The 24,352-nt window shown below is 58.7% G+C and carries 22 protein-coding genes; 8 read left to right on the forward strand and 14 right to left on the reverse strand.

The features are described 5' to 3' along the window. Positions 1-9: 9 nt before the first annotated feature. The 4 genes from soil367_RS02560 to dksA form a co-directional block, all read right to left on the reverse strand. Positions 10-2,961: an ATP-binding protein gene (locus soil367_RS02560; RefSeq protein WP_136546612.1), complete on the reverse strand. Its 2,952-nt coding sequence runs from the start codon at positions 2,959-2,961 to the stop codon at positions 10-12. After that, on the reverse strand, positions 2,951-3,127 hold the full coding sequence (locus soil367_RS18785) for a hypothetical protein (protein ID WP_172962248.1): 177 nt from the start codon (positions 3,125-3,127) through the stop codon (positions 2,951-2,953). Before soil367_RS18785 ends, soil367_RS02560 begins: the two co-directional genes overlap by 11 nt. A gap of 99 nt (positions 3,128-3,226) precedes the next feature. Then, a complete protein-coding gene (gene gluQRS, locus soil367_RS02565) occupies positions 3,227-4,126 on the reverse strand; it encodes a tRNA glutamyl-Q(34) synthetase GluQRS (protein WP_136546614.1) in 900 nt (299 codons plus the stop codon). Positions 4,127-4,223: 97 nt separating this feature from the next. Further along, positions 4,224-4,664, reverse strand: a complete 441-nt coding sequence (dksA, locus tag soil367_RS02570; protein WP_136546616.1) for an RNA polymerase-binding protein DksA — start codon at positions 4,662-4,664, stop codon at positions 4,224-4,226. Positions 4,665-5,147: 483 nt separating this feature from the next. On the opposite strand from dksA, the gene sfsA reads away from it, so the two are divergent. After that, positions 5,148-5,870: a DNA/RNA nuclease SfsA gene (sfsA, locus tag soil367_RS02575; protein ID WP_136546618.1), complete on the forward strand. Its 723-nt coding sequence runs from the start codon at positions 5,148-5,150 to the stop codon at positions 5,868-5,870. Here the strand turns inward: sfsA and soil367_RS02580 are convergent. The 3 genes from soil367_RS02580 to soil367_RS02590 form a co-directional block, all read right to left on the reverse strand. Beyond that, positions 5,867-6,682, reverse strand: coding sequence for a Crp/Fnr family transcriptional regulator (locus soil367_RS02580; RefSeq protein WP_136546620.1), 816 nt, complete (start codon positions 6,680-6,682; stop codon positions 5,867-5,869). The two genes, sfsA and soil367_RS02580, sit on opposite strands and share 4 nt — an antisense overlap. A 68-nt stretch (positions 6,683-6,750) precedes the next feature. Then, on the reverse strand, positions 6,751-7,098 hold the full coding sequence (locus soil367_RS02585; RefSeq protein ID WP_136546622.1) for a pentapeptide repeat-containing protein: 348 nt from the start codon (positions 7,096-7,098) through the stop codon (positions 6,751-6,753). Positions 7,099-7,223: 125 nt separating this feature from the next. Then, complete coding sequence (locus soil367_RS02590; protein WP_136546624.1) at positions 7,224-8,816, reverse strand: bifunctional aminoglycoside phosphotransferase/ATP-binding protein; 1,593 nt, start codon at positions 8,814-8,816, stop codon at positions 7,224-7,226. Positions 8,817-8,990: 174 nt separating this feature from the next. On the opposite strand from soil367_RS02590, the gene mrcB reads away from it, so the two are divergent. Together mrcB and soil367_RS02600 are read left to right on the forward strand one after the other, a co-directional pair. After that, entirely contained in the window at positions 8,991-11,297 is a 2,307-nt protein-coding gene (gene mrcB, locus soil367_RS02595) for a penicillin-binding protein 1B (protein WP_136546626.1), read from the forward strand. A 55-nt stretch (positions 11,298-11,352) separates the two neighbouring features. Beyond that, positions 11,353-11,982 (forward strand): hypothetical protein, encoded by a 630-nt coding sequence (locus soil367_RS02600; protein ID WP_136546628.1) that lies wholly within the window; start codon positions 11,353-11,355, stop codon positions 11,980-11,982. A 34-nt stretch (positions 11,983-12,016) separates the two neighbouring features. Here soil367_RS02600 and hemL read toward each other — a convergent pair whose 3' ends face one another. The 5 genes from hemL to soil367_RS02625 are packed head-to-tail and all read right to left on the reverse strand — an operon-like array spanning position 12,017 to position 16,991. Beyond that, entirely contained in the window at positions 12,017-13,300 is a 1,284-nt protein-coding gene (gene hemL / locus soil367_RS02605; RefSeq protein WP_136546630.1) for a glutamate-1-semialdehyde 2,1-aminomutase, read from the reverse strand. Continuing rightward, complete coding sequence (gene thiE / locus soil367_RS02610; RefSeq protein WP_136546632.1) at positions 13,287-13,958, reverse strand: thiamine phosphate synthase; 672 nt, start codon at positions 13,956-13,958, stop codon at positions 13,287-13,289. The genes hemL and thiE overlap by 14 nt, the downstream gene beginning before the upstream one ends. Positions 13,959-13,965: 7 nt before the next feature. Further along, entirely contained in the window at positions 13,966-14,757 is a 792-nt protein-coding gene (thiD, locus tag soil367_RS02615; protein ID WP_136546634.1) for a bifunctional hydroxymethylpyrimidine kinase/phosphomethylpyrimidine kinase, read from the reverse strand. Between the two features lie 2 nt (positions 14,758-14,759). After that, on the reverse strand, positions 14,760-15,182 hold the full coding sequence (hemJ, locus tag soil367_RS02620) for a protoporphyrinogen oxidase HemJ (RefSeq protein WP_136546636.1): 423 nt from the start codon (positions 15,180-15,182) through the stop codon (positions 14,760-14,762). Between the two features lie 33 nt (positions 15,183-15,215). Further along, positions 15,216-16,991 (reverse strand): chloride channel protein, encoded by a 1,776-nt coding sequence (locus soil367_RS02625; RefSeq protein ID WP_136546638.1) that lies wholly within the window; start codon positions 16,989-16,991, stop codon positions 15,216-15,218. A gap of 260 nt (positions 16,992-17,251) precedes the next feature. Here soil367_RS02625 and argC point away from each other — a divergent pair, with 260 nt between their 5' ends. The 4 genes from argC to erpA all read left to right on the forward strand — a co-directional run bounded on the left by argC (position 17,252) and on the right by erpA (position 20,096). Then, positions 17,252-18,283: an N-acetyl-gamma-glutamyl-phosphate reductase gene (gene argC / locus soil367_RS02630; RefSeq protein ID WP_136546640.1), complete on the forward strand. Its 1,032-nt coding sequence runs from the start codon at positions 17,252-17,254 to the stop codon at positions 18,281-18,283. A gap of 136 nt (positions 18,284-18,419) precedes the next feature. Then, positions 18,420-19,154, forward strand: coding sequence for a DUF6776 family protein (locus soil367_RS02635; protein WP_136546642.1), 735 nt, complete (start codon positions 18,420-18,422; stop codon positions 19,152-19,154). Positions 19,155-19,157: 3 nt separating this feature from the next. Further along, positions 19,158-19,622, forward strand: a complete 465-nt coding sequence (locus soil367_RS02640; protein ID WP_136546643.1) for a bactofilin family protein — start codon at positions 19,158-19,160, stop codon at positions 19,620-19,622. Positions 19,623-19,742: 120 nt separating this feature from the next. Next, on the forward strand, positions 19,743-20,096 hold the full coding sequence (gene erpA / locus soil367_RS02645; RefSeq protein ID WP_136546645.1) for an iron-sulfur cluster insertion protein ErpA: 354 nt from the start codon (positions 19,743-19,745) through the stop codon (positions 20,094-20,096). Positions 20,097-20,150: 54 nt separating this feature from the next. On the opposite strand, the gene soil367_RS02650 is transcribed toward erpA, so the two are convergent. Next, complete coding sequence (locus soil367_RS02650; protein ID WP_136546647.1) at positions 20,151-21,272, reverse strand: anhydro-N-acetylmuramic acid kinase; 1,122 nt, start codon at positions 21,270-21,272, stop codon at positions 20,151-20,153. A 55-nt stretch (positions 21,273-21,327) separates the two neighbouring features. Next, the gene (locus soil367_RS02655; protein ID WP_216642763.1) at positions 21,328-22,728 is read right to left on the reverse strand and encodes an OapA family protein; all 1,401 of its coding nucleotides are present in this window, start codon (positions 22,726-22,728) and stop codon (positions 21,328-21,330) included. Between the two features lie 312 nt (positions 22,729-23,040). On the opposite strand from soil367_RS02655, the gene tyrS reads away from it, so the two are divergent. After that, the gene (gene tyrS, locus soil367_RS02660; RefSeq protein ID WP_136546651.1) at positions 23,041-24,237 is read left to right on the forward strand and encodes a tyrosine--tRNA ligase; all 1,197 of its coding nucleotides are present in this window, start codon (positions 23,041-23,043) and stop codon (positions 24,235-24,237) included. Positions 24,238-24,352: the final 115 nt, after the last annotated feature.

Genomic DNA, 24,352 nt, shown 5'->3' on the forward strand with positions numbered 1-24,352 from the left:
ATGTCCTGATTACGATAGATGTGCTGTCGAATCCGGCGATGCGGCCGGCAACTTCAGTATGACCCGGGTACCGCGGTTGGTGACGAGGTCTGCGGGGCTCTCCACCTGAATATTGCCATAGTGTTCTTCGACGATGCTGTAGACAAGCGACAGACCCAACCCGGTGCCCTGGCTCGGCCCCTTGGTGGTGTAAAAAGGTTCAAAGATATGGTCGAGCTGGTCGGGCGAGATGCCAGTGCCGTTATCGCTGATCACGATGATAGCGGAGTAACCCTCGAGGTTTCCACTGATGACCACCTCGCCGCCCTCGGGCGAGGCATCGCGGGCGTTGGCCAGGAGGTTTATAAAGACCTGCACGAGGCGCTGCTCGTCGCCGATGACCCGCAAGGATGGTGGACAGTCGTTCCTGAAGCGAACATGTCGGCTTTGGTCGCTCAACGACAGCAGGTTAACGGCTTCATCGACGCACCGATGGATGGCGCAGGGCTCTTGGCTGTTTGACTGTGAATAATTACCGGCGCGGGCAAAATTCATCATGGACTGAAGAATCCGCGATATCCGTTTGGTTTGAACCAGCACCTGTTCCGCGGTTTCGAGCACCTCCGGCTTGTCCGAGTCGAGTCGCAGATTCTGAGCCAGGCATGCAATACCTGTAACCGGGTTACCGATCTCGTGGGCAACCCCGGCAGCCAGGCGACCGACGGAGGCCAGGCGCTCGCTATGGATCAGCTTATCCTCCAGGAGTCGGGCTTCAGTCTGGTCCTCAAGCAGGATCACCGTGCCGCCATCCACCCGACCGGGGCCACCTATTGAAGATTTGTGCAGGTTGAACCAGTGAGGCCGGCCTTTGAGGTCCATTCTGTGTTTGTAGCGGTGCATTGCATCGCCTTTCACAAAGCCGGCAAGCAACGGTCCCCAGGGCGCCGAAAGCGCAGGTAACGACGCCCCGACGACCGCTTCCGGATCGATGCCGGTCAGCTCATGCATGGCGTGGTTCCACATTAACAGCTCGCCGTCATCGCCAACCGAGCAGGCCGCGATCGGGAGGTTCTGCAGCGTCTGGCGGTGATGCTGGCGCAGGCTGTTCAACTCGGCGGCGAGCCCGGTCAACCGACTTTGATAGTCTTCCAGGGCGCGTTCGACATAGTGGATGTCCTGGTGGGGGTCGCGTCCGCGCAGCGGTTTGAACCCCAGCTGTCGCTTTATGATGTCACGCGCGACCTGAGGCCCCAGCAGGCCGGAAAGGTTGACTTCAATCTGGTCGCGGAGACGGCGCAACTGATACGGGCGGTACTCGGGCGAAGGCAGGTTCATCTGCGCCAGGGCGCGTTCGACCTCCTCCCCGGCTACCTCGGCGCTCAAGGCTGCGCCGAGTTGTTGCTTGAACTCGTCCGACGAAGCGGCATTCAATTCGCGCCGCATTGGTCGTGAAAGTGCGCCGACGGAGCAGCTCTGGGCAGCGCGGGTTTCTTCTCCGGATGTGGGCGACAGTACTGAGACCACAACGAAAACCAGAATATTCGCTGTCAGGGAGAGAAAAGTCAGCAGGGTCCAGGCATCAGGGCCAGGGCTCGACGGCAAGAGGAATTCCGGCCACAAGGGCAAAGTGACTTCGAAGCTCACAGGCATGACGAGCGTCACGAACCACAGTGAAGCTCCAGTAAGCAGGCCCGCGATGACACCCTGGCGGTTACCCTCGGGCCAGTAAATAATGCCCAGTGCGCCGGGCAGCAACTGAAGCACCCCCGCCAGAGCCAGCACTCCCAAGGGTTCCAGGCTCAGGTGATGTCCGACCCCCATGTGAAATGCCAGCGCCAGAAGGATTATCGCGCCAATCAGGGCTCGTTTGGTCCAGCGTAACCAGCTGTAAATGTTCTGGCCGTCATGCGGGGGACGCAAGGGCAGCACCACATGGTTAAGCACCATTCCTGCGAGGGCGAGCGTTAATACGATGGTAAGCCCACTGGCTGCGGACATTCCCGCCATGTAGACCACGATAGCCAGGCCAGGAGACTCGAGCGCCTGGGCAACACCCAGCGCGAAGTATTCCGGCGGTATCTCCACGCCAAGCACATCGCCGCCCCAGAGGATGAGTGGCACTGGCAGCGCCAGTAGCAAGAGGTACAGCGGCAGGGCCCAGCTAGCCCTGGAAAGGGAGCGCGCGCTCGTATTTTCGGCGAAGGTCATGTGGAACATGTGGGGCATGACGAGCGCCGACGCGAAAGACATGAGCATCAGTGCCCGCCAGCTATGGTCGCCCAGGCGGCGTTCCAGGTTGATGTTGTCAGGTGCCTCGCGACTCAGCCAGCTGCCGAGTCCATCCAGCCCATCGAAGACGCTGAACAGTACGACAGCGCCGATGAGCAGTAACCCGAGCAGTTTGATCACCGAATCCAGGGCGATGGCCATGATCAGTCCTTCGTGCGCATCCTGGCTTTTGCCGTGGCGGGCGCCGAAAAGCATGGCAAAGAGCATGACCATGAGACTGAAAATGACAGCCATCATCACCGGCGACGCCGATGGCGCGAGATAGGTCAGGGAGGTTGCGACCGCCTGGATCTGAAGGCTCAGGAGCGAGAGAATTGCAGCGCCTGAGCAGAGCGTTACCAGAGTTCCCGCCCACTGGCTGCGGTAGCGAAAGACAAACAGGTCGGCCAGGGAAGTGAGCTGATAGGCCCGGGTTATCCGAAGCACGGGGTGTAGGAGCACCGGTGCCAGAAGAAAGGCGCCGCAGATACCGAGGTAATAAGCGAGATAGCCATAGCCATACTCGTAGGCCATGCCGACGGCGCCGTACACTCCCCATGCCCCGGCGTAAACGCCAAGGCTGAGTACGTAGACCAACGGATGCCGTGCCCATCGATGGGGCAGCCAACCCTGTTCGGTCGCGTACGCCAGGCCGAAGAGGCACAGAAGATAGGCAAAGCTGATCAGTAAAAGTTGGGCTAACTCAAAACTCATTGGGATCCCGTCGCTTTTCCAGCCAGAAGCCTACGCCGATGAGTGCCAGCCAGACCAGGAAGGGCTGGTACCAAAGGTTGCCAGGCTGGATCCACCAGTCCATGAGGGTGGGCGAAAAGATGTAGATCGCCAGCACAAGAAGAAAAACCAGTCGGTAAATATACATGGGCGCCTCAAGATGGTGGGGTGCGCGGGCAGCCTGAGTCTGGACCTAACCTGAAGCAGTCTAATCTACCGGGCCTCACGAGTCTGCCCGGACGGCGGATTATTGGCCGGCGCCAGGTCGCGCCTGGCGGACGTCTGTCAGCGACATCACGCTGGGCAGCTTGGCTGTGCACCAGTGTGTTGTTCCCCACGCAAGCTGCTCTGCTGGCGGCGCACGGCCCAACTCAACCGGTAGCGGGTGGTTGAGCGCCGCAAAGGCCGAAGCGAGGTTGGCCCCTGCCTGGTCGTTGACGAGCGCGGGCGCACGGGACTGTTTGCTGAGTTTTTGTCCGGCACTGTCGACAATGACGGGAAGGTGCATGAAAGCGGGGGGTGGAAAATCGAACGCCTGATATAAAGCCAGCTGGAAAGGCGTAGAGTCAAGCAGGTCGCTGCCGCGCACTACGTGTGTAATGCCCTGGTCGATGTCGTCACACACAACGGCCAGCTGGTAGGCAAAAAAACCCTCCTTTCGCTGCAGAACGAAATCGTCTATCTCAGGCCGTGTCCTAAGGCTCTGAGGGCCAAGCAGCAAGTCATCCCAGCTCCAGTGTCGATCAGTCAGGGCAAACCGGATGGCCGTGGGCCGGCTAGACTTGGGCGCACCGCTACGGCAATGGCGGGGGTGTCTGCCATTGTTGGCCTGGAGTTCTTTTCGGCTGCAGGGACATAGATAGGCAAATCCGTCCCGTTGAAGCCGCTGCAGTTGCTCGCGATAGCGCGGAAAGTGTTCGGACTGGAAGCGTACCGGTCCGTCCCATTCCAATCCATGCACCTCAAGCGCAGTTATGATGCGCTTGGCGTCGTCCTCGGAGTCGCGAAGCGGGTCGAGGTCTTCGATGCGCAGAAGCCACTGGCCTCCGTTAGCCCGTGCGTCGAGATAGCTGGCAAGTGCTGCGACCAGAGAGCCAAAGTGTAAAGGTCCGGTAGGGGAGGGCGCGAAGCGGCCACGGTAAGACATCAGGAGTAGTTCGCTGCTGGAGAGCGTTTCAGGATGAGGCCGTGGTTGGCGGCTCGTTGAAACGCCGGGCGAGTCGGGCTCGCCCGGGCGAAGCGGTTCAGACGCCGGTCTGGCGCTCGCGGATCTCGGCCAGGGTTTTGCAGTCTATGCACAGAGTAGCGGTCGGCCGTGCTTCGAGACGTCGGATGCCGATCTCAATGCCGCATTGATCGCAGTAGCCATAGTCGGCTTTGTCGATCAGATCGATCGTTTTGTCGATCTTCTTGATGAGCTTGCGCTCGCGATCACGGGTTCTCAGCTCCAGGCTGAACTCTTCTTCCTGGGTTGCCCGATCACTGGGATCGGCGTAATTATTGCCGTCCTCCTGCAGGTGGTGCATGGTGCGATCGACCTCTTCCATCAGTTCCTGCTTCCACCCAAACAGGATGTTGCGGAAGTGGTCGAGCTGCGCCGCATTCATGTACTCCTCACCTTCTTTGGCCTCGTAAGGCGTAAAGCCGGTGAAACGTTCCTGGGTACTCGTTGAACTGTTCGGCATAAAGCTGCCTCTTTCTCTCTGTCACTGGACGTTTTAGACGTCAAGCCAAGTCCGCCCCGCCAAGGGCTGAGACATGAAGTCTGGAGTCCTGATGCTCTCCAGGTATTTTATACCGCTGCCGGCAGGGCCGTCATCGCGCCGGTGCTCTCTGCTTGAGTGAGCTTCTGTCACGCCACATAGGTCACGCCACTCACTTCCGGCTGACCTTACAACCCGTTCCGATGCTGGGCTTTTGATAGTCTGCCTTAATATTGCACTCTAGCATTACCGGCCGGGAATAGTGTCCAACCGACGCCTCAGTTTGTTGCGACAAGCCCCGCGGCCGCTGGCCCCAAAGCCGCCGGCTGCCTGATCGAGCCTGCGAAAAATAGCAGATAAAAAATCGAGAAGCCACTTTTTCACCGGGTGGCGATCAGCCGGAGCCATGCGTTTTACCGCCGATGCGGTATCATGATTCCTTTTGCATCAGATCATCTAGAGACTATGGATTTTAGCACTCCGCTACAACCCGCTCTCCTTGAGCGGCGTTATAAGCGCTTTCTCGCCGACGTCGTACTGGAATCCGGTGAGCGGACAACAGTCCACTGTGCGAATACGGGATCAATGCTCGGCTGCGCAGAGCCGGGCAGTCGTGTCTGGCTCAGCCGTGCTACCAACCCAAACCGTAAACTCGCCTTCACGTGGGAGTTGGTGGAGCTGGATCACGGGCACCTCGCCTGCATTAATACAGCCAGGCCAAACAGCCTCGTGGCAGAAGCCATCGCCGCTGGGCGCGTGACGGCGTTGCAGGGCTACAGGCGCATGAGGCGAGAGGTAAAGTATGGTGATGCCAGCCGGGTCGACCTCTGGCTGGGCGAGCATGTGGACGGACGCCCTGATGCCTGGGTTGAAGTAAAGAGCGTGACATTGGGCTCGGCAGGGCGTGGACGTTTTCCTGACGCGGTAACACTGCGGGGGCAGAAGCATTTGCGCGAGCTCGCGGCAAAAGCCCGGCTGGGGGAGCGGGCGGTGCTCTTTTTCTGCGTCAGCCACACGGGTATAGACAGCGTTCGCCCGGCCGACGACATCGATCCCGTCTATGGACGGACATTGCGCGAGGCCGTGGAAGCGGGCGTCGAGGTTATGGCGTGGCGGTTGACGATAAGCCCGACGGCTATGAATGTGGACTGCCCGCTACCTGTCCTGCTTGAGTCTGCACCAGGCTAGCTCGACGCGGTATGGGTGCCGCTCGGGCCCCTGTCGCGGAGCTCCATGATCAGCCTGTCGTTGAGCTCCTGGATATTTCGGGAAAGGGTGCGCAAGAGGCGCATAAAGGTTTCTGGCTGAGCCTGTATCAGCTGAATGAACTGACTGCTGGGAACACTCATTACAGTAACGTCAGTTTCAGCGACAACATCTGCTGTGTACGGTCCCTCGACCAGCGCTGAGAAAACGCCGAAGATATCGCCTTCGAGAATGCTGCCGACGTTGACACCGCTCTTTTCCACCCGCGCACAGCCACGCATCAGCGTGAATACCTGATCTGATGCTGCATCCTGTTCAATAATAATTTCACCGGCGTGATAGCGTCGGAAGCCGGCGTCGGGACGGGTGCCATAGCGGCTGGCTGAGGTGTAGGCCAGAGTTAGAGCCTGTGTCTGGAGCATCAGCATACGGGTGAAGCTCTGGGAGAAAGCTTCTGCTCTCAGGGCGTTCTGAAGTGCACTCGGGGGTATGATACAGAGGCTCCCGGATTCCTCGCACTCGTAGCTCAGCGGGCATCCCGACTGGTCCGGAATGGTGAACCAGTCGCCAGGCTGCAGCACAATGCCTACCCGGTCGCCCAGATGAAGCTCAACCTGGCCGCTGTTCAACCGCAGAAGGTGGTTACCGGGGACGAAACGCTCACACTGGTTGCCAACGAAAATATCGACGACCCGCCCGGTGTCCTGGAGGTAGGCGTACAGGGTGTCTCCAGCCGTTCTGCAGCTGTCAAACAGCAAGTCCAGGTATTCAGGGTGTTCGCCGGGCAGGTGCATGGGGCCTCTCCTTGGCTAATTGTTCTAGGCAGCTTTCCGGCACTTACCGGGCAGGCCGGATCGCCGGGTTACTGTCGGTAACGCATGCGCGTGCCGTGATTGAGCGACATCACCAGTTCATCGGCTGCCAGCTTGTGCGGGAAATAGCAGCCCGATATTTTTGCACCAGCGATGCTGGCACCCTCCAGGTTGGCCTGGCGAAAGTCAACGCCGCGCAGATCGGCTCCGCGGAAATAGGCGTTACTAAGGTCCAGGTTCGTCGCGTCCAAGCCGCGCAGGTCAAGGCCACGAAAATCGCAGTAGGCGAAACTGGGGACTTCGTTGAGACTTTTCCGTGCCTGGTTAAAAGCGTCTACATTCTCATTCCGCAGGGCCTGGAACAGAGGGTGGTCTATCATCCGGATGGGTTCATTCATGGCGACTGGGCACACGTGGGTTGTCAGGGAAGCGAACGCCATCAGTATAGACGAGGAACAGCCGTAACGCGGTTACGGCTGCAAATGCTGTTCGGTGCTGCTTTCTGATCGCGGTAGCCAGTGCTTTAGCTTTGCGCAGCGGTATCGACTATGGGGCCGGCGAAGTGAGCTTTTATCCGGGCAGCAAGCAAACGGTCGATTTCGGGCTCCGTGGTCTGTACGTGCAACACGACCCGGGCTTCTTCTGCACTTAACGGTTCGGCATTACTCAGCTGCATTTCAAGTACCTGCTCGTCCGCTTCGGAGGCATCACCGCCTGCACTCTGGCGTGCTCTCACCCGTGCCCGAAGCACGTCTTCCGGCGCTTCACAGGCCAGTATCAGCCCGGGAGCGCAGGCCTCCGCCGCGACCTCGAGCAGATCCTGGCGCTCGGACTGGCGCAGGGCAGCAGAGTCGACGATCACCGGGTAGCCTGCCTGCAGGATCTGGGCTGCGAGCTGTGCAAGTCGTTGGTAGGTCTCTACCGTCGCCTCTTTAGTGTAGATGTCCTTGCCCGCTTCCCTGGACGCGGTACCGGTCGGCGGAAGGCCGAATAGCCGTTTACGTTCCACGTCCGAACGGATGCGGATGAGCCCCAGCTCTTCGCTTAACCCCAGGCTCATCTTTGATTTTCCGCTGCCTGAACAACCGGTGGTTACCAGCAGGTAGCGGTTGGGAATGGACTCATAGGTCTCCGCCAGTTGGACATACTGCCGGTAACGTGCAGTCAGCTGGTCTTTTTCACCCTCCGAAAGGCCCTCGTTGCCTCGGGTAAACAAAGCGATCTTCGCACGGATCGTTGCACGGTATGCCTTGTAAAGGTCAAGTAGCGCCAGGGCTTCATAATCCCCAGTGGCCTCCAGGTAGCGGTTGAGCAGCCGATTGGCATAGGCGTGAAGGCCCCGGTCTTCGAGATCCATGAGCAGGAAGGCCAGGTCGTTGCAGGTGTCAATCCAGCGAAAAGCATCGTTGAACTCGATGCAGTCAAAGATGGTCACGCGGTCCTGGTACAGCGTTATATTGGCAAGGTGCAGGTCGCCGTGGCATTCGCGCACGTGGCCTTCCCGATATCGACGGTCGATCAAAGGCTTGAGCCGGTCAAACGTCGAGAGCGTCCAGGCTTCCAGTTGATCGAGCTGAGCCTCAAGCTGCGGGTCGCCGAGCAGGGGCCTGATCTGGTCAAAGTTCTGAACCATAGGTTCGCGTACGGCGTCGGGTGTACCGAGGTTCAGTGCCGCCGGAACCTTGGGAATGCTGTCGTGAAACCGGGCGAGCTGGTCAGCGAGGCTGTCAATGTGGGCTGTCGTCAGTTTGCCGCTCGCATGAAGATTTCCCAGCATGTTGTCCTGGCTGAACTGGCGCATGCGTATGGCATAGTCGATGGGCTCGCCACTGCCGCCGAGTTCAGGCTTCTCCGGTGTCCCAGTTATCGCTAAAACGTCAAGGTAGAGATCGGGTGCGAGGCGCTGGTTCAGTCTGACTTCTTCTTCACAGAAGTGTTTGCGCCGGTCCAGGGTTGAAAAGTTGAGGAAGCCGAAGTCCATGGGCTTCTTGATTTTGTATGCGAATTCGCCAGTGAGCAGCACCCAGGAGATATGAGTCTCGTGCAGTGAGAAACCCGCTACGTCGTGGTCGAATAGTGCGGGGTTCTGCAGGTTCCTGATTAACTCGCCGCTCATGTAAGCTTTCTCCTTATTGTTTGTCCGTCGCTTTCAAACGGTCAGAATCCCGTCCGGGGACCGCGTGCTGTAGGGGCTGCGCCGATATCGCGGTCGTATGATAGCGAGCCCATTGCAGAAATAACACCGACCACCTGCTGTAGAGGCGATCTCTGCTGGGTATAATCGCCGCCCATGACACGATCCCGATCTCCCCGTTCCCGTAAAAACTCTCGCACAAGTGGCTTTCGCCGTGGCTTGTGGCGCCTGGCACTGGTAGCGCTTGCGGGCCTTGCCGCATGGCTGGTCTATCTCGATGCAGTCGTTACCAGCAAGTTTGAGGGACGGCGATGGGAGATACCTTCCCGGGTCTATGCCCGCCCGCTGGAGCTGTATGAGGGCGCACCGGTCAATGCGGAGGCGCTGGCTGCTGAACTGCAGCTGCTGGGGTACAACGCCGTGCCCACGGTAGACGATCCGGGTGAGTACCGTCGCCAGGGTTCCCGTTTTACGCTTCAAACCCGGGATTTCCGTTTCCCCGATGCGCTTGAACCGAGTCGGCGCCTGCAGGTGACACTGGCGGAGGACCGGGTTGAGTCCATGCGTGTGCTTTCGGGGAGCCCGGAGGCCATCGTGCGTGTCGATCCGGTTCAGATAGGGGGAATCTATCCCAACCATGGCGAAGACCGCGTTCTGGTCAAACTCGACCAGGCGCCGCCCTTCTTGCGTGATGCGTTGATCACGGTGGAAGACCGGGATTTTGACCGCCACTGGGGTATCAGCCTTAGCGGTATTGCCCGGGCGGCCTGGGCCAATCTCCAGGCAGGGCGTGTTACCCAAGGCGGCAGTACGCTCACCCAGCAGCTGGTTAAGAACCTCTACCTCAGCCGGGACCAGACAATCAGTCGCAAGGTCAATGAAGCCCTGATGGCAATCCTGCTCGACCTGCACTACAGCAAAGATGAGATACTGGAAACCTACCTCAACGAGGTGTACCTGGGACAATCCGGGGCTCGCTCCATCAACGGCTTCGGTTTGGCCAGTCAGTTTTACTTCTCGCGCTCTTTCCAGCGATTGGAGCTGCATCACGTGGCCCTTCTGGTCGCCATGGTCAAAGGGCCCAGCTATTACGATCCCCGACGGCACCCGCAACGCGCACTCGAACGACGTAACCTGGTGCTGGACATGCTTGCAGAGCATGGCGTTGTGCCTGCCCGGCAGGCCCAGGAAGCGCGTACCCGGCCTCTCGGAGTAGTGGATCGCGGGCGATACTCCGATAACCGTTACCCGGCGTTTGTCGATCTTGTGCGCCGGCACCTGGCACGCGACTATCAGCAGGCTGACCTGCAAAGTGAAGGTTTACGCATCTTTACGACCCTTGATCCCCAGGTTCAGGCGGCGGCGGAGAAGGCGGTGAGCGAGACCTTGGAGGTGCTCGACCCGAGGGAGAGTGAAGCTCCACTGCAGGCGGCCGCTATTTTTACCGGTAAGGAGAACGGCGAAGTCACCGCGGTGGTTGGCGACCGCGACCCGCGCTTTGCCGGTTTTAACCGGGCCCTCGACGCCAACCGCTCGATTGGCTCCCTGGCCAAACCCATGGTCTATCTCACCGCCCTGGCCCAGCCGGAAAAATATACCCTGATGACGCCGGTGAAGGATGAGCCGTTTCGGCTTGTATTCAATAACGGTGACGAGTGGGCACCGAAAAACTATTCCGGCCAATACCATGGACAAGTACCTCTGCACGAAGCCCTGAGCCACTCCTACAATCTGGCCACGGTTCGGCTGGGTCTGGACGTGGGCATTGCAGAGGTCACGGAGACGTTTCGGGATTTGGGTTTCGAGAAACCGCTGACGCCGTATCCGTCGCTGTTTTTGGGCGCGACGACAATGGCGCCGATCGACGTGGCCGAGTTGTTCCAATCGATTGCCGCGTCCGGGTTCACAGTGCCGTTACGCACTATCAGGGAAGTCACCACCTCTGAGGGCGAAACACTGTCGCGCTACGATCTGGAGATAGAGCAGCGCTTCAGTCCGCAGGCCATGCACTTGCTGCACTACGCCATGCAGGAGGTGATGCGCGAAGGTACGGGACGGTCGGTATACAACTATGTTCCGTCGTCCTTGAATCTGGCCGGGAAAACAGGCACCACGGATGATGGCCGGGACACCTGGTTTGCCGGTTTCAGCGGTGATCACCTGGGCGTAGTCTGGCTGGGACGTGACGGCAATGCGCCAACCAGTCTCACTGGCGCAAGCGGGGCGATGCGCGTGTTCGGACGCGTTATGGGCGCGATCCCCCAGCATAGTTTCTCGCCTATCGTCCCGGACGGTGTGGCTTATTACTGGGTCGACCCCACGGTGCCGGCGGTGACCGAGGAAGGCTGTGAAGGGGCTGTGTTTCTACCATTTATAGAAGGTAGCCAGCCTGAAAAGACAATCAATTGCGACGGTTCGGTTACTGGCCGTATCAAGGGCTGGCTCAATGGCTGGTTCGATTAGCGAAGATCAGCTAATGACAGCCAGACCTCGCTCAAACACTTCTGGAGGAAGCATCATGGCTCCTAGGCCCCCCGTTTATCGCGCTTCATTCATTGCGAACGGTATCTGTGCAACGCTCCTGGCGCTGCTGGCTGGCTGCGCCAGCTCTCCGGACGGCGGCAGTATTTTCGTGCCGGTAGGTGGAGAGAAGCCCAGAGCGGGACAGGACTCGGGTCCGGGTACGTCGCGCCCGCAAACACCGACAGCCGACAGCGCTGAGCAGGGCGGCCAGGCCCCAGAGGCAGGCCAGCCGTCGATCACTGAGGAGGTCCGGCAGGAGCGCGAAAAGGTGCAGCAGCCGCGCCATCGGGAACAGGCGCAGGCTATATCGCCTGCCGCGGCGAGCCTGGTCAAGCAAGCAGACCAGGCCTTCCGGGCGGGGAGCATCGATCGCGGCATGGCTGCGTTACAGCGTGCCCAGAGGATTTCGCCGGATGCGGCTGTCATCTACTATAAAATGGCCGAAGGTTACGTCCGCAGCGATGAGCTGACGCGGGCCGAACAGTTCGCCCGCAAAGGTGTATCGCTGGCGGGCACTGACCACCGCCTGCAGAAATCCGGCTGGCAATTGTTATCTGACATACGTCGTGCCCAAGGCAATCTGGCTGGCGCAGAAGCCGCGGAGAACCGCGCTTCTGCTTTGTAGTTGCAGGGTGGCCTGGCCTGGGGCGAGTCCGCGCTTAGCCGAGGGTTTGCAGAACCGATTCGGCTGCCAGTACGGTATCGTCGATATCCGCTTCCGTATGCGCGGCTGACACAAACCCAGCCTCAAACGCCGACGGTGCGAGATAGAACCCTTTGTCCAGCATGCCATGAAAAAAGCGGTTGAAGCGCTCGGTATCGCAGGCCATGACCTCGTCAAAGTGGGCAATTGGCCCTTTGTCGGTAAAAAACAGGCCGAACATACCGCCGACGCCCTGGACTTGCAGCGGTATTCCTGCGCGACCGGCAGCAGCGCTTAGCCCCGCCATGAGGCGTTGGGCCATGTGGCCCAGGCGGTCGTGGAAGCCTGGCTCGGATATCGCGTTTAACACCGTCAGCCCGGCACGCATGGCCAGGGGGTTGCCCGACAGGGTTCCAGCCTGATAGACGGGTCCGAGAGGCGAGAGCATTTCCATGATCGCCCGTTTACCACCGAACGCCCCTACCGGCAGGCCACCGCCGATGATCTTACCGAGGGCTGTCAGGTCCGGCGTAACGCCGTAATGTGCCTGGGCACCGCCGAGCGCGACCCGAAACCCGGACATGACTTCGTCAAAAATCAGAACACTGCCGTGCCCGTCACAGACCTCCCGCAGGCCTTCCAGAAACCCCGGTAGGGGAGGAATACAGTTCATGTTGCCTGCGACCGGTTCGACGATGACCGCTGCGATAGCATCGCCGTGAATCCTGAAAACCTCACGCACGCTATCGATGTCGTTGTAGCGTACAGTCAGCGTGTGCTCTGCCAGGCTGGCTGGAATGCCAGGAGAATTCGGGACACCCATCGTCAAGGCGCCGGAGCCAGCCTTCACCAGCAGTGAATCCACATGGCCGTGGTAGCAACCCTCGAACTTGACGATCTTGTCGCGGCCAGTAAAACCCCGGGCGAGCCGCACCGCGCTCATGGTCGCCTCTGTGCCGGAATTCACCATGCGCACAAGGTCGATGGAGGGCATGAGTTCACAAACCTTCCGCGCCATAGCAGTCTCGACCTCTGTCGGCGCGCCGAAACCGGTGCCCTGGTCCAGCTGCTCCCTTAGCGCTGCAAGCACGCGTTCGTCACTGTGGCCGGTGATCATGGGCCCCCATGAGCCGACATAATCGGTGTAACGCCGGTCATCCTCATCATACAGGTAGGCGCCTTTTGCGCTCTTGAAGAAAACGGGCGTACCACCGACGCCCTTAAATGCACGAACCGGTGAGTTCACTCCGCCTGGGATGTATTTTTGTGCCTCGGCAAAAAGGGCTTCAGAACGAGTCATGGGGGCTCCTTGGCTGCTCGTCCCGAGTGCGAGCAGCATGAATGAGTTGGATAAATTCGCGGGCGCGCGCTTCTATATCGTCGGCACCGAACAGCCCGTTGACGACGGCCAGGAAATCCGCGCCGGCCGTAAGTGCCTGTCCAGCATTGTCCAGGCTGATTCCGCCAATAGCGACTAAAGGCAGCTGTAACTCCTGAGCCGCGGCAAGAACGGCGAGCGGTGCCGGCACGGCGTGGCTTTTTGTTTGTGAGCCAAAGAAACGACCGAATGCCAGGTAATCGCAGCCGGACCCTGAGGCGCTACGGGCCAGATCGAGGGAGCCATGGCAAGTCGCGCCGAGAAGTTTCTGCGGTCCCAGAGCCGCGCGCGCCGCGTGGAGATCACCATCGTCCTGACCGAGGTGTACGCCGTCTGCGTCGAGTTCCAGCGCTAACGCCAGATCATCATTGATGATCAATGGTCGCTGGTGCGATCGGCATACTGCCAGCAGCCGGCCTGCGCGCTGTCTGCGCTCTTTCGCGCTAGCGGTCTTGTCGCGATACTGGACCATGGCCGCGCCGCCGCGAAGCGCGGCCTCCACACCCGCGAAAAGCTGTTCTCCAGGCAGCAGTGCAGCATCCGTGATGGCGTACAGGCCGCACGAGGGCAAACTCACCATGGGCGTCCTAACGTCCTTCAGTTCGCTCGGTGGGTCCGCGGTAAGGCACCGGCTGGCCCCGTCCCACCCGCAAAGCGCGGTTTATTGTGCCGCTGACGTAACTCTGCGCGTTCTCGATGGCATCGCTCAGGCTCTGCCGTCGTGCGAGCCCCGCACTCAGCGCTGCAGCGAGGGTGCAGCCGGAGCCATGGTACTCTCCGCCGTTTCGTTTCAGTTTCCAGTCCTTCGGCGCAGCATTGCGCGTGTAGAGGCGGTTGGTGATTAGAGGGTCTTCGCCATGGCCTCCGGTTGCGAGCACGGCCGGGCAACCTCCGTCCAGCAGCTTCATTGCCGCGCGTTGGGGATCCTCGTCATCACCGAGAATCGACAGCTCTGGCCCATTAGGGGTAATTACAGTGGCGCGAGGGAACAGTTTCTGGCGCATCCGTGCGACCAGGGCATTATCTGCAAGTTCACCACCACCCGCGGCCTTGATGACCGGGTCCAGGACCAGCGGGCATGGCGGTTGGCTCCGCAGAAAATCAACCAGCAGGTCGACAATTGCGGCACTACCCAGGGCCCCGAGCTTGATTGCGTCGACCTGAATGTCCTCGCGAAGGCACATGAGTTGCCGGCGCAGCAAATCCGTATCGACGGCGACGCTGTCGTATACGTTGCGCGTATCCTGCACGGTTAGACAGGTCACCACCGGCAGAGGGTGAGCACCGAGTGCGGTGATAGCCTGAATGTCAGCCTGGATGCCAGCACCACCTGAGGGGTCGAGACCGGACAAAACGAGCACAGTGGGTAGTTTTTGCATAATCAGAAAGGCTTCACTATCGCTAGAACGACAACCCCGACCAGGATCAGTACCGGGAACTCGTTAAACCATCGGTAAAATACATGGCCATGGGTGTTCCGGTCATCCCGGAACTGCGCCAGAAGCCGGCCGCAGTATATATGATAGCCGACCAGGATAAGCACCAAAGTCAGTTTGGCGTGGATCCAGCCCTGGCTCATGAAGTAACCGGGATTGAAACTCATCAGCCACAGACCGAGCAAGAGCGTGGCTACCATGCTTGGCGTGGTAATGCCGCGGTAAAGCTTGCGTTCCATGACTTTGAAACGGTCCCGGCTGAGCTGGTCGTCTGCCTGGGCGTGATAGACGTACAGCCGGGGCAGATAGAACAGGCCGGCAAACCAACAGACGATAGCAATGATGTGAAATGCTTTTACCCAGAGCATCAGGCTTCCCTTGTGGAGAATCGGTTGGGCCGATCATCGGCGATACTGGTAGTAGTTTTCTATATCGGGCTTGAGTATGACGCCTACCACCTGCTGGATCATGGGAGCGGCCGTTCGCTGCACAAGCAGGGCCTCCGCGTCTGTCTCGTTAAAGCGGTCAAGCGCTTCCTGCAGCGTCGCCTGAAACGGCACTGTAGCAACGTCGCGGCGCTGGGCGGGAATCGCAAGCAGGTTAATCAAAGGTTCCTCCTCATGCTCATCCGCCTTTTCAAGTGCCTCGGCATGCTCTTCGACATAGCGCGCCAGATCAACGGTGGGCATGACTGCTACCGGGCCATCGCTGCCGTCGATAACAAGCCAGCGAGGCTCGTCCTTGAGCACCCGCCGGGCTCGGGCCAGGGGTAGATTCTGCGGGATTCGCCGGAAGTTGCGTTCGAGGATAGCGCCGACACCGACCCGCTGCAGCGCCATGGTAATAGGCGAACTTCTCAGATCCAGCCCCTGACTGCGCAAGATGCTGAGGAAAACCGAGCGCTGACCAAACAGCTCATGGGACATGATGGTAGCGGTCGTGATCATTAGCATGCCAGGCAGTACGATGTTGGGGTTATGAGTAAGCTCGAGCAGTGCCATCAATGCCGCCAGCGGGGCCTGGCATACCGCACCCATCATGGCGCCCATGCCGAGCATGGCGTAGAACCCGGTGGACGACGCGTACTCAGGGAAAACCATTTCCCCGAGAACCCCCATGGCTCCGCCTAAAGTAGCCCCGATGAAGAAAATCGGCGCAACCAGGCCATTAGGCATGCCGAGGCCGGTCGTAGTGGCGGTTACGATGAGTTTGGCCACAGCGATGATGATGAGCGCAACTAACCCGATTTCGCCCATGAACGTTGCGTTGACAGTGTCATACCCGATCCCCAAGACAGCAGGCAGGAGCGCCGCAAAAGGCACCATCACTAAGCCTGCGGCGGCGAGCCTCAACCAGATGGGATGCTCGGAAAAGCGGTGAAACCAGATGAGCAGTCGGACGAAACAGGCGGACATCACACCAATGATCATGGCGCCGAAAACCATGTAGGGCACCTCCCACAATGACTTCATCACCAGCGCGGGAACTTCAAAGGCAGGCGCGGTCCCGTAGGTCGCCTGGGTAACAATCGCGCCCGTCACCGACGCCAGAATCACAGGGGTGAAGCCGGTGATGGTGTACTCCATCATTACCACCTCCATGGCAAAGATGACGCCAGCTATCGGGGTGTTGAACGAAGCGGAGATAGCGGCTGCCGTGCCACAGGCTACCAACGTGCGGATACTGTTGTGGGGGAGTCCCATGCCACGGCCGAGCAGACTCGAAAAAGCGGAGCCGAGGTGCACGGCCGGTCCTTCGCGGCCTGTGGATTGCCCGGTGCCAATAGTAATGACACCCGTGATGAACTGAAGCACGGCACTTCGCCAGGAAATATATCCCTGATGGGAGTTGAGTCGCTCGATGACATAGGCGATGCCCGTTTTATGGTCATTGCGGGGGAGGCGATAAAGCAGCAGTCCGAGCGCACAGGCACCGGCCAGCGGCAGAACTGACCGCACCCAAATATTGAGCTGCTCGAATCCTTCTGGGTTACCTTCCGGTAGGAGCCAGCGCAAGGGCCACTCGATGGCGGATCGGAAAAGAATGATCACGGCGCCGGTCACGAGGCCCGACAATAGACCTAGCAAGGCAAGCTGTGGCAACGCGTCGACCGACGAAAGCCGACGCTGAAACGCTTGGGTATAGCTCTGGTAGAGCCGGTTGCTAAACTTCTTCATGAGGCTCTTTTATGAAGCTCTGCGTTTGGGTGGCTTTGCGAAGCTCTGGCAAAGCGGGTCGATGGGCGTAGGCCCTATACGAGCATGGGGTCCCCGGACGGGCTCGGGAGAGAATCCAAACGCTTATTGTATAGGTCTGGGCGCCCGCTGCAAAAACGCGATAACCCGGGGATCATGCTATTCTTTCGCCTGGAACTCAAAGCGGGCCAGTGCGGTCATTATTGTCGTTCCATCATCCAGCACCAGAAGAGGATCAGCGCGTGATAAAGGTAGGTATTGTCGGCGGCACCGGTTACACAGGGGTAGAGCTACTGAGGCTCCTGACCTCTCACCCCGAGGTTGAGTTGATCGCTATTACATCGCGATCAGAAGCCGGTATGCGCGTCGACGACATGTTTCCCAGCCTACGCGGCCACGTCGACCTCTGCTTCACCGAACCTACTGAAGAAGAGCTCGGCCAGTGCGACCTGATTTTTTTCGCTACGCCGAATGGCGTAGCGATGCGGACAGTCCCTGCATTACTCGATCGCGGCGTACGCATTGTGGACCTTTCGGCAGATTACCGTATTAAGGACATACCCACCTGGGAAAAATGGTACGGCGAGACGCACCAGTCTCCTGAGCTGGTCGCCGAGGCAGTGTACGGACTTCCGGAAATGAACCGGTCCGAAATCAGGCAGGCCAGGCTGGTCGCTAATCCGGGCTGCTACCCCACCGCTGTACAGTTGGGTTTTCTGCCGCTGATTGAGAAAGGGCTGGTGGACTGTCAGAGACTGATCGCTGATGCAAAGTCGGGCGCCAGCGGTGCGGGTCGGCAGGCCAAAGTGGCGGGCCTGATGGGTGAGGTGGGGGAAAGTTTCAAGGCGTACGGAGCCTCTGGCCATCGCCATCTGCCAGAGATCGAACAAGGCTTGAGTCTCATGCACGGCCGTCCGGCGCAGGTGACGTTTGTGCCTCATCTATTACCGATGATCCGCGGGATCGAAGCGACACTCTATGCCGAGCTCAAAGATGACTCTGTGGATCTGCAGGCGCTTTTTGAAGAGCGCTACAAGAATGAGCCTTTCGTCGATGTACTTCCTTTTGGAAGCCATCCGGAAACCCGTAGTGTCCGCGGTGGCAATGTCTGTCGCATGGCACTGCACCGCCAGGGCGACCGCCCTGTCGTCATCATCACATCGGTAATTGACAATCTCGTTAAGGGCGCGGCAGGGCAAGCAATACAGAACATGAATATCATGTTTGAGTGCCGTGAAGATGCCGGGCTGGACATGCCGGCGTTGATGCCCTGAGCGGCTGCGGCGTGGCTCAATTTAAAGGTTTTGCAGACCGGCTGACCTGGCCGCCAGCTGAGAATCACGTGAGCAGGCCAATGGGAGAGGTTGGAAAAGTCATTCCCGGGGCCTCGTCTACCGGGGCTTTTCTCGCGTGAAGCGCGCAACGTCGTCAGACCTGAGGGTCGTGAAACATCAGCCCGGATTAAGGCTCCGCCAGTTTCTCATACTCCTCGGCTTCTCAATTTGTGCAGGGGTGATAGGGTTCTTTATCGGTACCCGGCATGCCGAATTTCAGCACAAGGACTTTGCGAAAACCCGGGCTGTACTGGCGCAACAGGTGGGCGAATTGCAGGAGGAGAACACGAGGCTGCGGCAGATACAGATCAACCTGGAGCGCGGCAATCACATTGATCAGCAAGCGATTCTTGAGGCCCAGCGAACGATTTCCCAGTTGGAGAAAACGGTCGCCCAGCTCAACTCGGATCTCAGTTTTTACAAAAACATTATGGCCCCCGGCGAAGTTGAAACTAACCTGCAGGTGCAGCGTTTGCTGCTGAGCCCGGTCGGCGAGGGGAGGCGTTTCCGCTTCAGGCTAAGTCTCACGCAAGTGGGGGACAATCGCAGCTACATTGCCGGCCAGGCGGCTGTTAGCATCCTGGGGCAGCGTGGTGGTGAAAAAGAAGTGATTCCGCTCAGGGATGTAACAGAGTCAATTGACGAGGTAGGCGTTGCTTTCCGTTTCCGCTACTTCCAGGATGTGGAGGGCGAAATGGTACTGCCAGAAGGATTTACACCGTCAGCGGTACAGATAGTTGCTCAGGCTGAGGGGAACAAATCTGCCCGGGTTGAGCGTCGGTTCGAATGGGACGAATTAATTAGGGAATAATTTATGTTCGGCAGTGGCAAAAAGCATCCTTCGAGTCGTAAACCGCTGGGTCAGTTCGATACTCTCATATCGAGCACAACCTCGGTGCGGGGCGACATCCATTTCTCAGGTGGACTGCACATCGACGGACGAGTAGAGGGTAACCTCATAGCGGAAGACAACAGTGATGCCGTACTTCGGGTTAGCGAAGTGGGAGAGGTGACGGGCGACATTATCGCGCCGCATGTCATTATCAATGGCACCGTGAATGGGGATCTGTACGCCGCGCAGCACCTGGAACTCGCTGAAAAAGCCGCGATTAACGGCAGTGTCTACTATAATCTGCTTGAAATGGCGATGGGTGCCGAAGTCAACGGCAGCCTGGTCCGTCAGAAAGAGCCGCCCCGTAAGTTGCTCGATCATATGACGGCGGGTGGCGAAGCCCGAGTATCTGCTGAGGGCAGAGAAAAGTCGGCATCAGGCGAGTAACCGGGCCAGATTCGGCGATTGTAGCAATTACGGCGAATAGTTGACTAAATTGGTAGGTTAATCGGATAATCGCCGGTTGTCGCCAGGTAGATTTGCGGCAGGATTTTCAGGAGGGACAAGATGAGTGCAGTTCAGGATTTTGCGCCGACTCCGTTGTTCTTCTCGGATTCAGCTGTCGCCAAGGTGCGCGAGCTGGTTGAGGAAGAAGAGAATCCCGGGCTCAAGCTCCGCGTATACGTAACGGGCGGGGGCTGCTCGGGGTTTCAGTACGGCTTCAGTTTCGATGAAGAGCAGAACGAAGACGACACAGCCATCGTTAAAGACGGCATTACACTATTGGTAGATGTCATGAGCTATCAGTACCTGGTGGGCGCTACGGTAGACTATCAGGAAGGGCTCCAGGGATCGCAGTTCACCGTCACCAATCCAAACGCCAGCAGCACCTGCGGCTGTGGATCGTCCTTCACGATTTAGGCAGGGCTTCAAATTCGCGGGAGCATTAATACTCTGTGGCGCCTCGCCTCCGGGTTAGCCAGGGTAAATCACGCCCAGGATCCGCGGTCCGGCTGCGCCGGTACTCGAAGCCACATTCCCGGGTTTTCCTTCGATAGTCTGCCTCGCCAGCCAGGCAAACGCAGCCCCCTCTACCGCTTCCGGCACCAAGCCCAGCACAGCAGTGGTCGCGACGTTGCGTCCGGGCATCAGTGCATTCAATCTTTCGACCAAAAATACGTTCCGGCAGCCGCCTCCACACAGAAATACATTCGCTGGGGGTAACGCCTCGAAAGCCCGCGCAATTGAAACTGATGTCAGTTCCAGCAGCGTCCTCTGGACGTCTGCCGCCGCGATAGCGGGCTGGCCCTGCAGGTGAGCGTGTATCCACCCGAGATTAAAATGTTCACGACCCGTACTCTTGGGGGCGGCGCGCTGGAAAAATGGATCCGAAAGCATGCTCTGTAGCAATGGTGTGTTTACCTGACCACTCCGGGCCCACAAACCGTCTGTATCGTAGGGGGCTGTACGGTGAGCGTGATGCCAGCTGTCGAGTAAGGTATTGGCTGGGCCGGTATCAAATCCGTGCACGGCGGTACTGTCGAGTTCTGTCTCATCTTGTGCTGCCGGGATGAGGGTTAGATTAGCGATGCCGCCCAGGTTCAGTAATGCGCGGCGCTCACTCGCTCCTCGGAAAAACCACTGGTGAAAGGCAGGAGCCAGCGGTGCGCCCTGCCCCCCCGCGGCAACGTCTCTGCGGCGGAAATCACCCACCGTGGTGATGCCCGTCCGTTCCGCGATAATATTGGGATCGCCAATTTGCAGCGTAAAACCTTCCGGGCCGTCGGGTGCGTGGCGGATGGTTTGCCCATGCGTCCCGATCGCCCGCACTGCCTCGGCAGGGATGCCGGTTTTTTCAAGCGCTTGCAGGGCGCACTGAGCAAAGGCTTCACCGACCAGTCGGTCCAGTCTGCCCAGCTCATCTGGGGTTGCGTCATTACGGATGGCGCGGTCAAGGCGCGCCCTGAGTTGGGAAGGATACGCGCGAGAATGAACCGACAGGACTTCAAAGTTGACTGAGCCGGTACGGACAACCACTGCGTCAATTGCATCCATGCTCGTGCCGGACATCAGGCCGACAAAGTGTTCGTTATTCATTGTCCCGCCATTTAAAACGAAAGAACCCCGCAGGGCGGGGTTCGGTCAATATCGCTTACTCTTCGTCGGCCAACGCCAGTTGCGTATCCGCCGACTGGGTATCCAGCCTTGCCACCAGGCGATTTGCGTAGGCCTTGAATTTCGCGACCTCTTGTTTGGGAACGGGTGCGGCATCGGGTAGCTTGACGGTACGCGAGTTGCGGGGTGATCCGTTCAGGCGGAACTCATAGTGGAGATGAGGGCCGGTAACCATGCCGGATGAACCGACATAGCCTATGGTCTGGCCTTGCTTTACTGTTTTCCCGTTAGCGATACCTTTGCCCAGCTTGCTCAGGTGAGCATATAACGTGGTAATGCCATCACCGTGCTGCAAAACGATGGTGCGGCCATAGCCGCCTTTCCAGCCGGCGAATCGTACACGGCCATCACCTGCAGCCATGATCGGCGAACCCGTAGCGGCTGCGTAATCAGTTCCCTGATGCGGGCGGACGACGTTAAGTACCGGGTGACGGCGCTGAAGATTGAACGACGACGATATGCGTGCATCGATCGGCGCGCGCAGGAAGGCCTTCTGCACGCTCTTGCCATCCGGAGTGTAATAAGCTGATTTGCCCGTCTCGTCGGTGTAGAGAATCGCAGTGATTTTCCGGCCCTGGTTCACGAAGTTTGCCGCCAGAACGCGACCGTTGCCGATCTCTTCACCATCGAGATACTGTTTCTCATAGAGCACGTCGAACTTATCACCTTTACGGATATCGTAAACGAAGTCGATGTCCCAGCCGAAGATTGCAGCCATTTCCATGGTAGTGCTGGAGTCGAGCCCAGCTTTTTTCCCTGCAATAAAAAGAGAGTTTTCGATGGTGCCGGCAGCAAATCGCAGCTCGACGTCCGGGGCGCGAACTTCTTTCTCTGTGACGAAACCGCCATCGGTCAGCCGCGTTCGAAGATTTTCAGTCCGGCTCTTGACCAGGACGATTTCCTGAAGCTCGCCCTTTGTAGTGCCGAAACGGATCTCGTCCCCTTTGAAAAGGCGCGCGAGCTTTTTTCCCTCGCCCTGGATCACTTTGTACATCAGGGCGTCGTTGAAGCCCGCTTTGCGGAAAATAGTCGACAGTGTGTCGCCTGCCTTGACGGTAAATGTTTTCCAGCTCAGTTCTGGCGGTACGTCGATCACGGGCGACTTTTTGGCTGACTGAGCGACAGCGGGCGCTGGATCGGCAGCTCCGGTTTTTTCTGCCTGTACCTCGTCAGCAGGCTTGGCTGTGTACTCGGCAATAACCTCAGCGGGCGCTGCGACTGGCGCGGGTGTAACCGCGAAAGCTGCGACCGGTTTCGTCACTTCAGTTCGTTCTGCGCTCGCCGCTTTCAGCTGTGTGATCGGCTTCAGCGTTCCGCTCTCAAGATCCATAGTGACCGAGACACGTTGCGCTTCTACTCCGCTGCTTGGGCCTATCATCAGCCCTGCAGCAGCTAAAGCGACAAATCCGCAGGCAGCCACAAGGTGGGTCTTAGGGAACTGTTTAAGCACTGAAATACCTATGTATAAGTTAGGGTAAAGCCTTGATGATCTAGCCTAAAAGTTGCCAGAAGTATAAGTCATCCTGCGAAGTACGCCAAAGACAGTTTCGGTGCGCCAGAGGAAGATTTCCTTGTTACAATGCGGTCCGGTTTGTGTTCGATCCGCGTGGTGCTTGCTTTGGGGCCTGGCTGGCGGTTCGCGGTAACGAAACGAGTTGATTTGTCAGGGTTTGTATCAGAGGCGATTTGGATGACGGCAGTAGCGGATGCATTGGCTGTAATCAAGCGGGGAGTAGACGAGCTGATCCCGGAAGAAGACCTTGTGGAAAAGCTGAAGTCTGGGCGCAGGCTGCGAATAAAGGCGGGCTTTGATCCAACGGCCCCCGATCTGCATCTGGGGCATACCGTGCTCATCAACAAGCTGCGTCAGTTCCAGGACCTGGGACACGAAGTCATCTTTCTTATCGGTGACTTCACCGGAATGATCGGCGACCCGACGGGTAAGAGTGTCACGCGACCGCCGCTTACTGAGCAGGAAGTCAGCAAGAATGCGGAAACGTATAAAGAGCAGGTGTTCAAAATACTGGATCCGGATAAAACAACCGTCGCTTTCAACTCGACCTGGATGGGGCAGATGTCGGCTGCCGATATGATTCGCCTTGCTGGCCAGCATACTGTTGCCCGGATGTTGGAGCGTGATGACTTCAGTAAGCGGTATCGCGCCGAGCAACCGATCGCAATCCATGAGTTTCTTTACCCGCTGGTCCAGGGCTATGACTCCGTAGCGTTAGAGGCTGATGTGGAGCTTGGGGGGACCGACCAGAAATTCAACTTGCTCATGGGTCGCTTGCTCCAGCGCCATTACGGCCAGCCCCCGCAGGCAATCCTGACAATGCCGCTCCTGGAAGGCCTCGATGGCGTCCAGAAAATGTCCAAGTCCCTCGGGAACTACGTGGGTGTTAATGACGCTCCCGGCACTATGTATACGAAGCTCCTGTCCATGCCCGACGCGTTGCTCTGGCGCTATTTTGAATTACTCAGCCTCAAGTCGATGGAAGAGGTTGATGGGTTGCGGGAGGAGGTGAAGCAAGGGCGAAACCCTCAGGAGGTCAAGCGGATCTTTGCAGAAGAGATAATCGGCCGCTTTCATGGCGAGGCCGCCGCCGAGTCAGCCCATCGTTCCGCGGGTAATCAGGTGGCACTCGGCCAAATTCCCGAGAATGTGCCTGAAGTTGTAGTGGACGCCGAGGGCGAGGATATGCCGCTCGCTACCGTATTGAGATTGGCGGGTCTGGTCAAAAACGGGGCGGCGGCGCGTGATGTGATCAGCCGCGGCGCGGTATATAGGGATGGGCAGGCAGTCGACGGCTCTTCGACCTTTCGGGCAGGCGATCAGTGCGTGCTCCAGGCGGGGAAAAAGAAGATTGCCCGGGTCACTCTCAAATAAATATTCCAGAAGTTGTTGACCCCGGCTGAGAGGTCTTTATAATGCGCCCCTCTTTCGCGGTAAACGCCCGTTGGGCAGGCGAAGGAGGGTGAGTTAAGCAGTTGATTTCCCGTAT

This window comes from Hydrocarboniclastica marina, assembly GCF_004851605.1.
GTDB classification, from domain to species: domain Bacteria; phylum Pseudomonadota; class Gammaproteobacteria; order Pseudomonadales; family Oleiphilaceae; genus Hydrocarboniclastica; species Hydrocarboniclastica marina.

Coding starts and splice junctions, on each gene's coding strand:
- soil367_RS02600 (WP_136546628.1), top strand. CDS start 11,353: ATGGCTCCTAGGCCCCCCGTTTATCGCGCTTCATTCATTGCGAACGGT.
- dksA (WP_136546616.1), bottom strand. CDS start 4,664: ATGCCGAACAGTTCAACGAGTACCCAGGAACGTTTCACCGGCTTTACG.
- thiE (WP_136546632.1), bottom strand. CDS start 13,958: ATGGTGAGTTTGCCCTCGTGCGGCCTGTACGCCATCACGGATGCTGCA.
- hemJ (WP_136546636.1), bottom strand. CDS start 15,182: ATGCTCTGGGTAAAAGCATTTCACATCATTGCTATCGTCTGTTGGTTT.
- tyrS (WP_136546651.1), top strand. CDS start 23,041: ATGACGGCAGTAGCGGATGCATTGGCTGTAATCAAGCGGGGAGTAGAC.
- sfsA (WP_136546618.1), top strand. CDS start 5,148: ATGGATTTTAGCACTCCGCTACAACCCGCTCTCCTTGAGCGGCGTTAT.
- gluQRS (WP_136546614.1), bottom strand. CDS start 4,126: ATGTCTTACCGTGGCCGCTTCGCGCCCTCCCCTACCGGACCTTTACAC.
- hemL (WP_136546630.1), bottom strand. CDS start 13,300: ATGACTCGTTCTGAAGCCCTTTTTGCCGAGGCACAAAAATACATCCCA.
- erpA (WP_136546645.1), top strand. CDS start 19,743: ATGAGTGCAGTTCAGGATTTTGCGCCGACTCCGTTGTTCTTCTCGGAT.
- soil367_RS02585 (WP_136546622.1), bottom strand. CDS start 7,098: ATGAATGAACCCATCCGGATGATAGACCACCCTCTGTTCCAGGCCCTG.
- mrcB (WP_136546626.1), top strand. CDS start 8,991: ATGACACGATCCCGATCTCCCCGTTCCCGTAAAAACTCTCGCACAAGT.
- soil367_RS02650 (WP_136546647.1), bottom strand. CDS start 21,272: ATGAATAACGAACACTTTGTCGGCCTGATGTCCGGCACGAGCATGGAT.
- soil367_RS02590 (WP_136546624.1), bottom strand. CDS start 8,816: ATGAGCGGCGAGTTAATCAGGAACCTGCAGAACCCCGCACTATTCGAC.
- soil367_RS02625 (WP_136546638.1), bottom strand. CDS start 16,991: ATGAAGAAGTTTAGCAACCGGCTCTACCAGAGCTATACCCAAGCGTTT.
- soil367_RS02655 (WP_216642763.1), bottom strand. CDS start 22,728: ATGATAGGCCCAAGCAGCGGAGTAGAAGCGCAACGTGTCTCGGTCACT.
- soil367_RS02560 (WP_136546612.1), bottom strand. CDS start 2,961: ATGAGTTTTGAGTTAGCCCAACTTTTACTGATCAGCTTTGCCTATCTT.
- soil367_RS18785 (WP_172962248.1), bottom strand. CDS start 3,127: ATGTATATTTACCGACTGGTTTTTCTTCTTGTGCTGGCGATCTACATC.
- soil367_RS02580 (WP_136546620.1), bottom strand. CDS start 6,682: ATGCACCTGCCCGGCGAACACCCTGAATACCTGGACTTGCTGTTTGAC.
- thiD (WP_136546634.1), bottom strand. CDS start 14,757: ATGCAAAAACTACCCACTGTGCTCGTTTTGTCCGGTCTCGACCCCTCA.
- soil367_RS02640 (WP_136546643.1), top strand. CDS start 19,158: ATGTTCGGCAGTGGCAAAAAGCATCCTTCGAGTCGTAAACCGCTGGGT.